Origin of the sequence: Stenotrophomonas sp. STK16_22 (genome assembly GCF_051984505.1) — a bacterium.
In the GTDB taxonomy this organism is placed as follows: domain Bacteria; phylum Pseudomonadota; class Gammaproteobacteria; order Xanthomonadales; family Xanthomonadaceae; genus Stenotrophomonas; species Stenotrophomonas maltophilia_A.
Genome location: NZ_CP196972.1, coordinates 1,629,883 through 1,642,370, shown reverse-complemented (window position 1 = coordinate 1,642,370; position 12,488 = coordinate 1,629,883). Strand labels below are relative to the sequence as shown.

Annotated in this window: 13 protein-coding genes; 3 read left to right on the top strand and 10 right to left on the bottom strand. The window is 66.8% G+C overall.

Annotated elements, in window-relative coordinates; genetic code table 11:
- Window positions 1–3: 3 nt before the first annotated feature.
- The 10 genes from truD to ACSYAO_RS07530 form a co-directional block, all read right to left on the bottom strand.
- On the bottom strand, window positions 4–1,035 hold the full coding sequence (gene truD / locus ACSYAO_RS07575; protein WP_049400378.1) for a tRNA pseudouridine(13) synthase TruD: 1,032 nt from the start codon (window positions 1,033–1,035) through the stop codon (window positions 4–6).
- Window positions 1,032–1,529, bottom strand: coding sequence for a 2-C-methyl-D-erythritol 2,4-cyclodiphosphate synthase (gene ispF / locus ACSYAO_RS07570; protein WP_005409005.1), 498 nt, complete (start codon window positions 1,527–1,529; stop codon window positions 1,032–1,034). The genes truD and ispF overlap by 4 nt, the downstream gene beginning before the upstream one ends.
- A gap of 34 nt (window positions 1,530–1,563) precedes the next feature.
- Window positions 1,564–2,262, bottom strand: a complete 699-nt coding sequence (gene ispD / locus ACSYAO_RS07565; protein WP_049462713.1) for a 2-C-methyl-D-erythritol 4-phosphate cytidylyltransferase — start codon at window positions 2,260–2,262, stop codon at window positions 1,564–1,566.
- Window positions 2,259–2,612, bottom strand: coding sequence for a cell division protein FtsB (gene ftsB, locus ACSYAO_RS07560; protein ID WP_032130117.1), 354 nt, complete (start codon window positions 2,610–2,612; stop codon window positions 2,259–2,261). The genes ispD and ftsB overlap by 4 nt, the downstream gene beginning before the upstream one ends.
- A 4-nt stretch (window positions 2,613–2,616) precedes the next feature.
- A complete protein-coding gene (gene eno / locus ACSYAO_RS07555; protein ID WP_032130116.1) occupies window positions 2,617–3,909 on the bottom strand; it encodes a phosphopyruvate hydratase in 1,293 nt (430 codons plus the stop codon).
- Between the two features lie 96 nt (window positions 3,910–4,005).
- Window positions 4,006–4,335, bottom strand: coding sequence for a hypothetical protein (locus tag ACSYAO_RS07550; RefSeq protein WP_049400376.1), 330 nt, complete (start codon window positions 4,333–4,335; stop codon window positions 4,006–4,008).
- Window positions 4,335–4,682 (bottom strand): hypothetical protein, encoded by a 348-nt coding sequence (locus ACSYAO_RS07545; RefSeq protein WP_049462712.1) that lies wholly within the window; start codon window positions 4,680–4,682, stop codon window positions 4,335–4,337. Before ACSYAO_RS07545 ends, ACSYAO_RS07550 begins: the two co-directional genes overlap by 1 nt.
- Entirely contained in the window at window positions 4,679–5,509 is an 831-nt protein-coding gene (gene kdsA, locus ACSYAO_RS07540; protein WP_014036736.1) for a 3-deoxy-8-phosphooctulonate synthase, read from the bottom strand. The genes ACSYAO_RS07545 and kdsA overlap by 4 nt, the downstream gene beginning before the upstream one ends.
- A gap of 89 nt (window positions 5,510–5,598) precedes the next feature.
- Complete coding sequence (locus tag ACSYAO_RS07535; protein WP_032130113.1) at window positions 5,599–7,263, bottom strand: CTP synthase; 1,665 nt, start codon at window positions 7,261–7,263, stop codon at window positions 5,599–5,601.
- A 400-nt stretch (window positions 7,264–7,663) separates the two neighbouring features.
- Entirely contained in the window at window positions 7,664–7,897 is a 234-nt protein-coding gene (locus tag ACSYAO_RS07530) for a hypothetical protein (RefSeq protein WP_005416022.1), read from the bottom strand.
- A gap of 172 nt (window positions 7,898–8,069) precedes the next feature.
- On the opposite strand from ACSYAO_RS07530, the gene parE reads away from it, so the two are divergent.
- The 3 genes from parE (at window position 8,070) to ACSYAO_RS07515 (ending at window position 12,291) form a co-directional block, all read left to right on the top strand.
- Window positions 8,070–9,959, top strand: coding sequence for a DNA topoisomerase IV subunit B (gene parE, locus ACSYAO_RS07525; protein ID WP_197655749.1), 1,890 nt, complete (start codon window positions 8,070–8,072; stop codon window positions 9,957–9,959).
- A 147-nt stretch (window positions 9,960–10,106) separates the two neighbouring features.
- Window positions 10,107–10,685 (top strand): GNAT family N-acetyltransferase, encoded by a 579-nt coding sequence (locus tag ACSYAO_RS07520; protein WP_049421510.1) that lies wholly within the window; start codon window positions 10,107–10,109, stop codon window positions 10,683–10,685.
- Window positions 10,686–10,794: 109 nt separating this feature from the next.
- The gene (locus tag ACSYAO_RS07515; protein ID WP_049462711.1) at window positions 10,795–12,291 is read left to right on the top strand and encodes a S10 family peptidase; all 1,497 of its coding nucleotides are present in this window, start codon (window positions 10,795–10,797) and stop codon (window positions 12,289–12,291) included.
- Window positions 12,292–12,488: the final 197 nt, after the last annotated feature.

Genomic DNA, 12,488 nt, shown 5'->3' with positions numbered 1-12,488 from the left:
CTGTCAGGCCTGAGAGGCGTCTTCGACCGGGCCGAGCTCGTGCAGCACGGCGGTGGCGTAGCAGCCCGGCGGCAGCGCGAACGACAGTTCCAGCACGTCGTCGGCCAGCCACTGGTGCTGCAGCAGCGCCGGGCGCAGGCGCAATGCGCGGCGCTCCTGCTTCAGCCGTGCGTCTTCCAGGCCGGCCCGCAGTGCCTTTGACTCCTCGTCGTCCAGCGCGGCCAGCTCCAGCTCACGTGCCGCGTCGGCGCTGCGCAGCTCGCCTTCGCCCCACAGCGGCGCGCTGGGATGGATGTCGAAACGCGCCAGCCGCTCGGCCAGCACGTCGGTGTACGGCTCGGGTCCGAACACGCTGCGGCTGCCATCGAGCATCCACACTTCGCCATCGAGCGGCTGATCCCAGTTGCCCTGCTCCACGCGCGCGGCCAGCACGCGGTTGAACAGCGCCGAGCGGGCTGCAGAGAGCAGCAGCGAACGCTGGTCCTTGCGCATGCGGCGGCCACCGAACATCGCCAGTGCCGCCGGCACGTTGCCGCCGTCGCGGCCAAAGCGCTGTTCGCCGAACCAGTTCGGCAGGCCGCGCTCGGCAATCTGCTGCAGACGCTCGCTGATCGCCGTGGCATCACCCTGCACCTCGCGCAGCACCAGCTTGAAGCGGTTGCCGGCCAGTGCGCCACGCTGCAGCTTGCGGTTGTGCCAAGTGGCTTCGAGCACTTCGATCTCGTCACTGGCCAGCTCGGCCAAGTCCGGCGCGATGCGCTTGGGCAGGTGCACGCTGAAACGCTGGGTGGTGACCGCATGGCGATCCTTCATGCCGGCGTAGCTCACCGCCATTTCCGGCAGGCCTGCCCACTTGGCCAGCAGCTTGGCCACATGCACGGTGTTGGCACCGCGCTTGCGGATGTGCAGCAGCAGGTGTTCGCCTTCACCGGTCGCCTCGAAGGCCGGCAGTTCGTCAACCTGGAAATCGTCCGGCGTGGTGCGGATGCGCGCCGTCAGCAACGGTGCACCAAACGCCAACGGCAGCGGAATCATGCCGCCACCAGCAGTACCACCGCCTGTGCGGCGATGCCTTCGCCACGGCCGGTGAAGCCCAGCTTCTCAGACGTTGTGGCCTTGACGCTGACCGCATCCAGCGGCAACTGCAGCAACCCACCGATGCGCTCACGCATGGCCAGCGCATGCGGACCGACCTTCGGCCGCTCGCAGATCACGGTGATGTCGGTGTTGCCGACGCGCCAGCCACGCTCGCGCAGCAGGCTGTCGCAATGGCGAACGAAATCACTGCTGTCGGCGCCCTTCCAGCGGTCGTCGCTCGGCGGGAAATGCTGGCCGATATCGCCCAGCGCCAACGCGCCGAGCATCGCATCACACAGGGCGTGGAGGATCACGTCGCCATCGCTGTGCGCGAGCACGCCGCAGCTGTGCGGCACGTTCACGCCGCCAAGCATGATGTGGTCGCCTTCACCGAAGGCATGGACGTCGTAGCCCTGGCCGATACGGACGGGCGGGAACGGTGCGGTGCTCATGGATGCAACCCTTGCAACAGGGCCGCGCGGACGGTCAGCCGGCGCGGCGGGAAAGTACGAATTCGAACCGGTCCAGATCGGCCGGGGTGGTGACCTTGAAGTTGTCCTCGCTGCCTTCCACCAGCAGCGGGCGCTGACCCTGACGTTCCATGGCCATGGCCTCGTCGGTGACGTCAACACCGGCGGCCGCAGCGTCAGACAGCGCGCGGCTGAGCTGGTGGCGGCGGAACAGCTGCGGCGTCAGTGCGCGCCACAGGCGCTCGCGTGGCTCGGTGCCATCGATGCCGCCGTCGTCGCCAGCGCGCTTGAGGGTGTCGCGCACCGGCGCAGCCAGGATCGCCCCGACCGGGTCGGCACGACCGACTTCAAGCAGACGACCGAGATCGGCCAGCGACAGGTTCGGTCGCGCGGCATCGTGGACCAGCACGAATTCGTCGGCGCGCACCGAGTCCGGCAGCGCCTGCAGCCCGGCCAGCACCGAGGCGGCACGGGTCGCGCCGCCGATGCAGGTCAGCACCGGCTTGCCCGACCACTCATTCCAGCCCGGCCAGTCGGCGTCGTCCTGGCCGATCACCACCATCGCTCCGGCCACGGCGGGGTGCGCCAGCAGCGCGTCCAGCGTGTGGGCGAGCAGGATCTGCCCGCCCGCCTGCAGGTACTGCTTGGGCAGCGGCGCACCGAAGCGGGTGCCACGGCCGGCGGCCGGAACAACGACCCAGATCGCCGCGCTCATGGCACGTCTGCCGGGTGTTCGCCCGCCTGGGCAGTGACGCCGGCAGCAGGCTGCGCCGGGTGGACCGGCGCATCCTCGACCACGCGGTAGAACTTCTCGCCGGGCTTGATCATGCCCAGCTCGCTGCGCGCGCGTTCCTCGATGGCGGACTGGCCTTCCTTGAGGTCCTTCACTTCGGCAGCGAGCGCGTCGTTGCGCTGCTGCAGACCCTCATTGTCCCGCTCCTGGTTGGCGACCTGGGCTTCGAGCATCATCACTTCACCCGAGTTGCCAGGACCGAACCAGAAGCGGTACTGCAGCCAGCCCAGCAGCAGGGCCAGCACCAGCAGCATCCAGCGCCAGTCGCGCATCGGCTCAGCGCTTCAGCGAAACGAACGCGTCACGACCGGCGTAACGCGCGCCGGCGCCGAGGGCTTCCTCGATGCGCAGCAGCTGGTTGTACTTGGCCACGCGATCGCTGCGGCACAGCGAGCCGGTCTTGATCTGGGTGGCGGTGGTGGCCACCGAGATATCGGCAATGGTGGTGTCTTCGGTTTCGCCCGAACGGTGCGAGACGACGGCGGCATAGCCGGCGCGGTCGGCCATCGCGATCGCTTCCAGGGTTTCGCTGAGCGTGCCGATCTGGTTGACCTTGATCAGGATCGCGTTGGCGGTGCCAGAGTCGATGCCTTCCTGGAAGATCTTCGGGTTGGTCACGAACAGGTCGTCGCCCACCAGCTGCACCTTCTTGCCGATGCGGTCGGTCAGCAGCTTCCAGCCGGCCCAGTCGTTCTCGGCCAGGCCATCTTCAATCGTGATGATCGGGTACTGCGCGGCCCAGTCGGCGAGGAAGTCGACGAACTGCTCGGAGGTCAGGCGCTTGTTCTCGCCGACCAGGTTGTACTTGCCGTTTTCGAAGAATTCGCTGGAGGCCACGTCCAGGCCCAGCAGCACGTCTTCACCGGCGGTGTAGCCAGCCTTGCCGATCGCTTCGAGGATGGTGTCGAGTGCTTCGACGTTGCTGCGGAAGTCCGGTGCGAAGCCGCCTTCGTCGCCGACCGCCGTGCTCAGGCCGTGGCCCTTCAGCACCGACTTCAGCGAATGGAAGATTTCGGTGCCCGCGCGCAGCGCTTCGGAGAACGAAGTGAAGCCGACCGGCAGCACCATGAACTCCTGGAAGTCGACGTTGTTGTCGGCGTGCGCGCCGCCGTTGATGATGTTCATCATCGGCACCGGCAGCGACGGGGTCACGCCGGTCTTGGCGGCAAGGTACTGCCACAGCGCCTGCTTGTTCGATGCAGCGGCGGCGTGCGCGGCGGCCATCGAAACACCCAGCAGCGCGTTGGCACCCAGGCGGCCTTTGTTCTCGGTGCCGTCGAGGTCGATCAGGCGACGGTCGAGGCCGGCCTGGTCGGTGGCTTCGAAGCCCTTCAGCGCATTGGCGATGGTGGTGTTGACGTTGTCGACAGCCTTGCGCACGCCCTTGCCCAGGTAACGGGTCTTGTCGCCGTCACGCAGCTCGACCGCTTCCTTGGTGCCGGTCGAGGCGCCGGAGGGAACCGCGGCACGACCGAACGAACCGTCCTCCAGGATGACTTCGGCTTCCAGCGTGGGGTTACCACGGCTGTCGAGGATTTCACGGGCGTGGATGCTGCGGATCGTACTCATGGTCGGGCCGGTTACCTGTATGGAGAGGGGGCGACAAAACGAATGCCGCGTGATTATCCCCGGCTGCCCGCCACTTGCCAAATGGCGTGGGCGGCTTCAGCCCCAACTGGACCCGATCACGATCAGGATCATCGACACCAGCATCACCAGCAATGCACCGGCAATCGCTGCCAGGATGGGGCCACGCCGCCGTCGCCAGGCCAGCACCATCGCCACCGGGCTGCCCAGGAAGGACAGCACCATCGTGACCAGCGCGCCCAGCAGCCACCACTGCGTGGCCTGCACGCCGTTGTTTCCATCCCCCGGCGGCCGGAAACCGGACGTGAAGGCCAGCACGCCCACCACCAGGGCGATCCAGGTCAACACGGACAGCCCCAGGGCGATCAGGCCCCAGGGCCAGCCACGCGCCGATGTGGTCGTATTCATCAAAGCAATCCGTAGAACAGGGCGCCCAGCCACAGCGAGAGCAGGATGATCGCCAGGCCAGCCGTGACCTTGCCGCGATTCAGCCGCCAAGCCAGCACAGCGGCAGCGACGCATCCCACCGCACCGAGCAGCTCCGCCACCAGCAGCGCAATGAAGTACGCCCGCAGATCGAGCGCACTGCTGCCATCACCGGGGGGCCGCACCGACGCAGCGCCGATCAGTACCAGCCCGAACATGCCCACGGTGAACAGCACGGCCAGACCCAGTGCGATCAGGCCCCAGGGCCACCGTTTCCAGTGCCGGCGGTGACGCTGGGCTTCCAGCGCCCCCCGCGGGTCACGACTCACGCGAAGCGCGAGAAGCCGTGCTTCTTGGTCACCGCATCGAGTTCCATCAGGGTCTCGAGCAGCGCTTCCATCTGGTCCAGCGGCCACGCATTGGGGCCATCGGACAGCGCCTTGGACGGGTCCGGATGGGTCTCGGCGAACAGGCCGGAGATGCCCACCGCCACGGCGGCACGGGCCAGCACCGGCACGTGCTCACGCTGGCCACCGGAACTGGTGCCCTGCCCACCCGGCAGCTGCACCGAATGGGTGGCGTCGAACACCACCGGGCAACCGGTATCGCGCATCACCGCCAGCGAACGCATGTCGCTGACCAGGTTGTTGTAGCCGAAGCTGGCACCGCGTTCGCAGACCATGATCTGCTCATTGCCGGTGGCCTTGGCCTTCTCCACGACCGGCTTCATGTCCCACGGTGCCAGGAACTGGCCCTTCTTGATGTTGACCGGCTTGCCGGCCGAGCACACCTTGCGGATGAAGTCGGTCTGGCGGACCAGGAACGCCGGGGTCTGCAGCACGTCCACCACCGAGGCCACTTCGTCCATCGGAGTGTATTCGTGGACATCGGTCAGCACCGGCACGCCGATCTGCTTCTTGACCTCGGCCAGGACCTTCAGGCCCTCTTCCATGCCCGGGCCGCGGAATGCGGTGCCCGAAGTGCGGTTGGCCTTGTCGAAGCTGGACTTGAAGATGAAGTTGACGCCGAGCTTGTCGGTGACTTCCTTCAACTTGCCGGCGGTATCGAGCTGCAGCTGCATCGACTCGATCACGCAGGGGCCGGCGATCAGGAACAGGGGCTGGTCCAGCCCGACCTCGAATCCACACAGTTTCATGGCGTTTCCTTGTTGTCCGCGGCACCGGCCGGGCCGGTGCGCTGGGGGTTGAAGCGTGCAAGATGGGGGCCGGCGACCCCCATCACAAGTCAGGCGCGGGCTTCCTGCAGCAGCTTGCCGCCAGCCTTGCGCTCGCGTGCGGCACGGATGAAACCGATGAACAGCGGGTGGCCGTCACGCGGCGTGGACAGGAATTCCGGGTGCGCCTGGCAGGCCAGGAACCACGGGTGCGCATCGCGCGGCAGCTCCACCACTTCCACCAGGGTGTCGTCCATCGACTTGCCGGCGATCACCAGGCCCGCATCTTCCAGCTGGGTGCGGTAGCGGTTGTTGAACTCGTAGCGGTGGCGGTGGCGCTCGGCAACCACGTCCTTGCCGTACAGCTCACGGGCCAGCGTGCCCGGCTTCAGGCGCTGTTCCTGCAGGCCCAGGCGCATGGTGCCACCGAGGTCGCTCTTGTCATCACGCTTTTCGACGTCGCCGGTTGCCGTGCGCCATTCGGTGATCAGGCCGATCACCGGGTTCGGCGACTGGCGGTCGTTCTCGGTGCTGTTGGCACCTTCCAGGCCGACCACGTTGCGGGCGTAATCGACGACGGCCGCCTGCATGCCGTAGCAGATGCCGAAGTACGGCACGTGCTGCTCGCGGGCGAACTTCGAGGTCAGCACCTTGCCTTCGAAACCACGGTCACCGAAGCCGCCCGGCACCAGGATGCCGTCGACATCGGCCAGTGCGGCCATGTCGGTGCCTTCCAGGTCCTGTGCTTCCAGCCACTTCAGGTTGACCTTGGTGCGCTGGCGCAGGCCGCCGTGCTTGAGCGCTTCGCCGACCGACTTGTAGGCATCCTGGTGATCGACGTACTTGCCGACCACGGCGATGGTCACTTCGTCCAGCGGATGCAGGGTCGCATCGACCGCGTCTTCCCACATCGACAGATCGACCGGACCGACCTTGTCGGCCAGCTTCAGCTGGTTGACGACGATCTCGTCCAGGCCCTGCGCATGCAGGCCCGACGGAATGCGGTACAGGACGTCCACGTCCGGCACGCTGATCACCGCGCGCTCGGAAACGTTGGTGAACTGGGCGATCTTGCGGCGCTCCGAATCCGGCACAGCCTGTTCCGAACGGCACAGCAGCACGTCCGGCTGGATGCCGATCGAGCGCAGTTCCTTCACCGAGTGCTGGGTCGGCTTGGTCTTCAGCTCACCGGCGGCGCCGATGTACGGCACCAGGGTGAGGTGCATGAACAGCGCCTTCTCCGGACCACGCTCGGTGCGCACCTGGCGGATCGCTTCCAGGAACGGCAGCGACTCGATGTCGCCGACGGTACCGCCGATCTCGACCAGCGCCACGTCGTAGCCTTCGGTGGCCTCGTCGATGCAGCGGCGGATCTCGTCGGTGATGTGCGGAATGACCTGCACGGTCGCGCCCAGGTAGTCGCCGCGGCGTTCCTTGCGGATCACGTTCTCGTAGATACGACCGGTGGTGACCGAGTTCTTGCGGCTCAGGCGGGTGCGCACGAAGCGCTCGTAGTGGCCCAGGTCGAGGTCGGTCTCGGCGCCGTCGTCGGTGACGTAGACCTCACCGTGCTGGAACGGACTCATGGTGCCCGGGTCGACGTTGATGTACGGGTCGAGCTTCATCATCGTGACCTTCAGGCCACGGGCTTCGAGAATGGCGGCCAGCGACGCGGCGGCAATGCCTTTGCCGAGCGAGGACACCACGCCGCCGGTTACGAAAATCAAGGGAGTCATGGCTGCAAGCATCCTGTCTGGAAATGGAAAACGGCAGCACCACGCGCGCCCGGAGGGCAGGCATGGTGCTCAGAGGGGGTTTTCCGGTTCGCTGTGGCAGCGAGGGAGGTGCGGATCCGTGCGACGGCAGGCGCCGGACGGGGACCACCGTGCGAGGTCGGGGCGACCGTGCCGGTCAAATCGACCGTCACCTGCGACCCGCCATGCTGGAAGCCACGCTTGGCCGCTCCAGCCCATTCGCAAATGGTGGACACGCACTTACTCCCGGAAAGCCATAGTTTACAGATTGATGGCCGCCAACCCAAGAGGCAGATGGCACGCCACTAAAAAGAAACGCCCCGCAAAGCGGGGCGTTCCGGAGCGCAACCCTTGTCGCAAGGGCGCCTGGCAGGGGGCGGGATCAGCGCTTCTTGCGCGCTTCCTCTTCCTCTTCCTGCTGCGGGGCCGGCTGGCCCTGCGCCTTCATTTCGGCATTGGCCTGGGCCCGACGCTTGGCCTTGGCATCGGCCTCGGCCTGCGCCTTGTCGGCCTGGTCACCCTGCTGCGGGGCCGGCTGGCCGGCGTTCTGCGCCACCACCAGCGGCACTGCAACGGCGGCAGCGGCCAGGATCGCAATGGTCAGCAACTTCTTCATGAGGTCCTCCTCGCGGTATGGCTTGGATGTTTCGACCCAACGGGGGTCGCCGGTGTTCAGATTCCAGCAGCTGCCATTTTACCCCCTCTGCGTCGCCGAGACTGAACCGCAGGCGTGCAAAATCCCGTGCCAGACCCCACACTTGCCCGTCGCTCCAAGCTTTCGAAGACAGATGAACGCCCGTTATAACGCCGCCGATATTGAAGTCCTGTCCGGCCTTGACCCGGTCAAGCGCCGTCCCGGCATGTATACCGACACCGCGCGCCCGAACCACCTGGCGCAGGAAGTGATCGACAACTCGGTGGACGAGGCCCTCGCTGGCCACGCCCGCTCGATCGAGATCACCCTGTACAAGGACGGCAGCGTGGAGGTCAGCGATGACGGCCGCGGCATGCCGGTGGACATCCACCCGGAAGAGAAGATCCCGGGCGTCGAGCTGATCCTCACCCGCCTGCATGCCGGCGGCAAGTTCAGCAACAACAACTACACCTTCTCCGGCGGCCTGCACGGCGTCGGCGTCAGCGTGGTCAATGCGCTGTCGACCCTGGTCGAGGTGCACATCAAGCGCGAAGGTGCCGAGCACCGCATCACTTTCCGCAACGGCGACCGCGCCACCCCGCTGGAAGTGGTTGGCAGCGTCGGCAAGAAGAACACCGGTACCCGCGTGCGCTTCTGGCCGGACCCGAAGTACTTCGACACGCCCAAGTTCGCTGTGCGCGCGCTCAAGCACCTGCTGCGCGCCAAGGCCGTGCTCTGCCCGGGCCTGACCGTGAAGCTGACCGACGAGGCCACCGGTGAAGTCGATACCTGGTACTACGAAGACGGCCTGCGCGATTACCTGAAGCTGGAGCTGGGCGATCGCGAGATGCTGCCGGCCGAACTGTTCGTCGGCAACCTGAGGAAAGACACCGAGATCGTGGACTGGGCCGTGGCCTGGCTGCCGGAAGGCGAACTGGTGCAGGAAAGCTACGTCAACCTGATCCCCACTGCCCAGCACGGCACCCACGTCAACGGCCTGCGCACCGGCCTGACCGAGGCGCTGCGCGAGTTCTGCGACTTCCGCAACCTGCTGCCGCGTGGCGTCAAGCTGGCCCCGGAAGACGTGTGGGACCGCGTGTCGTTCGTGCTGTCGCTGAAGATGACCGACCCGCAGTTCAGCGGCCAGACCAAGGAACGCCTGTCCTCGCGCCAGGCCGCCGGCTTCATCGAAGGCGCCGCCCACGATGCGTTCAGCCTGCTGCTGAACCAGAACGTGGAGCTGGGCGAGAAGATCGCGCAGATCGCCATCGAGCGCGCCAGCGCGCGCCTGAAGACCGAAAAGCTGGTCGTCCGCAAGAAAGTCACCCAGGGCCCGGCCCTGCCCGGCAAGCTGGCCGACTGCATCAGCCAGGACCTGTCGCGCACCGAGCTGTTCCTGGTGGAGGGTGACTCGGCAGGCGGCAGCGCCAAGCAGGCGCGTGACAAGGACTTCCAGGCGATCCTGCCGCTGCGCGGCAAGATCCTCAACACCTGGGAAGTGTCCTCCAACAGCGTGCTGGCGTCGGAAGAAGTGCACAACCTGGCCGTGGCCATCGGCTGCGACCCCGGCAAGGACGACATTGCTGGCCTGCGCTACGGCAAGGTCATCATCCTGGCCGACGCGGACTCGGACGGCCTGCACATTGCCACCCTGCTCACCGCGCTGTTCCTCAAGCACTTCCCGGCGCTGGTCGATGCCGGCCACGTGTTCGTGGCGATGCCACCGCTGTTCCGCATCGATGTGGGCAAGCAGGTGTTCTATGCCCTGGACGAAGAAGAGAAGCGCTCGATGCTGGACAAGATCGAACGCGAGAAGATCAAGGGCGCGATCAACGTCACCCGCTTCAAGGGCCTGGGCGAGATGAATCCGCCACAGCTGCGTGAATCCACCATCCACCCCGACACCCGTCGCCTGGTGCAGCTGACCGTGGACGACGGCGAGCAGACCCGTTCGCTGATGGACATGCTGCTGGCCAAGAAGCGCGCCTCCGACCGCAAGGGCTGGCTGGAGAGCAAGGGCGATCTGGCTTCGCTGGAAGTCTGACCCGACGCGGGGCCGGATCCGTTTCCTGCAGGGAAACGGCTCTGGCCCCATCGCCCGGTAATGCCGGTTCATGTGCCCTTGGCATTACGCCCCCATCGGCAAACCCGGCGGCGCCATAATGCGCGTCCATCTGTGTGGACCATCGTATTGGCCAGCCACTCGCTGCTGTTCCCGGGCCTGCCGCTGCACAGCGCGCGCCTGGTCCTGAGCCCGATCCGCCGCGACGATGCGGCCGCCCTGTTCGCGATCCAGTCCGATCCGGACGTGATGCGGTTCTGGAACCACCCGGCGTGGACACGACCGGCCGAAGCGCGCGCGCAGATCGACGATGACCTGGCGGCACAGGCCACCGGCACCCAGCTCAAGCTGGCCGTGCGCGAAACGCTGGATGGCCCGTTGCTGGGCATCTGCGTGGTGTTCGCCCTGGATCGCGATGCCGCTCGTGCCGAGATCGGCTACCTGCTGGCCCCCGACAGGCAAGGCCAGGGCTACATGCACGAAGCGCTGCAGCATCTGCTGGACTACCTGTTCCAGACTCTGCGCCTGCATCGCGTGGAAGCCGAAGTCGACCCGCGCAACCGGCCCTCGGCACACGTGCTTGAACGGCTGGGCTTCCACCTGGAGGGCGTGCTGCGGCAGCGCTGGCGCATCCAGGGCGAACTGTCCGATTCGGCGGTATACGGCCTGCTGGCTGACGACGACGTGCGTACACCCCTGCCCGCTTGACCCAATCTGGCCAGTGGCGGCCTCGACGCGCGGCCATGCCTTTGGACACATACGACATGCCCTCCACCGGCCTAGCATCGGAACCCCCTTCCGCTGCCGATCCGGTGCCATGAAGTCCCTGCTGCACACTGCCGCGCTCTGCGTCGGCCTGCTCATCGCCCCAGCCAGCGTGCTGGCCGCGCCCGACGCCGAGGCCAAGCCCGATCCGAAAGACGACAAGACCGAAGCGCCCGCGCTGCCCGCCGATGCGTCGGCCCGCCAGAGCATGCGCCTGGCCGGCCGCACCCTGGACTACACCGCCACCGTCGGCACCCTGCCGGTACGCGATGCCAAGGGCAAGGTGATCGCCGACGTGGTGTTCACCGCCTACACGATGCCGGGCAAGGACCGGCCGGTGACCTTCGCGCTCAATGGCGGCCCGGGTGCATCTTCGGTCTACCTCAACATGGGCGCGATCGGGCCCAAGGTGGTCACCTTTGGTTCGGAGGGTGACAGCGCATCGGCGCCGGCCACCCTGCACGACAACCCCGGCACCTGGCTGGACTTCACCGACCTGGTGTTCATCGACCCGGTCGGCACTGGCTTCAGCCGTGCGCGCATCGGCGATGACGAGGCGAAGAAGCAGCTGTACAACCCCAGCGCCGACATCGAATACCTGTCGCGCTCGATCTACGACTGGCTGCTGCGCAACCAGCGCATGGGTGCACGCAAGTACCTGACCGGCGAGAGCTACGGCGGCTACCGCGGCCCGCGCATCACCCACTTCCTGCAGACCCGCCTGGGCGTGGCGATGAACGGCCTGGTGCTGGTGTCGCCCTACCTGAGCCCGACCCTGGAAGACAACGCCGATGTCTCGCCGATGGCGTGGATGCAGACGCTGCCGTCGATCGCTGCAGCGCACCTGGAGCGCCAGGGCAAACTGACCGATGCGGCGATGCGCGACGTGGTGGAATACACCCGCGGCGACTACGCCACTGCGCTGATGAAGGGCCGCAGCGATCCGCAGGCGACCGAGGCGATGCTGCGCCGAGTGACCGAGCTGACCGGGCTGGACCCGCAGTTCGTGCGCCGCGCCGGTGGCCGACTGGAGACGCAGGCCTATCTGCGTGAGGTGTTCCGCGACAAGGGCACGCTGGGCAGCCGCTACGACTCCAACGTAACCGCATTCGACCCGTTCCCGAATGATCCGGAACAGCGCGCCAACGATCCGCTGCTGGACAGCATCATTGCACCAACCACCACCGCGATGGTCGACTTCGTGACGCGGGTGGTTGGCTGGAAGGTGGATGCACGCTACCAGGCGCTGAACTACGAGGTGAACCGGCTGTGGGACCGCAACGGCGAGCTGCGCCAGGGCGCGGTGACCCAGCTGCGGCAGGCGGTGGCGATCGATCCGCATCTGCAGGTGCTGATCGTGCATGGCTGGAATGATCTGTCGTGCCCGTTCATGGGCTCGATCCTGACGGTGGACCAGATGCCGGCGATGGGCAGCAATCCGGACCGGGTGCAGGTGCGCAGTTATCCGGGCGGGCACATGTTCTACAGCCGGGCGGACAGCCAGGCGGCGTTCCGCAGGGATGTGCAGGCGTTGTTCCAGCGCAACTGAGGGTGGTGGTGGTGGCCGGGCCTGCGGCCCGGCACCCGCCGGATCAACGGCAACGGCAACGGCAACGGCAAAAGCAGGGTTTCCGTGGGTTGGCGGGGTGGGATAGGCAGGCGGGGGACGGCAAAAACTGCTCCTGCGTGCCTCGTAGAGCGCCATCCATGGCGCTCTGCGCCCCCGCCTGCCCATCCCACCCCGCC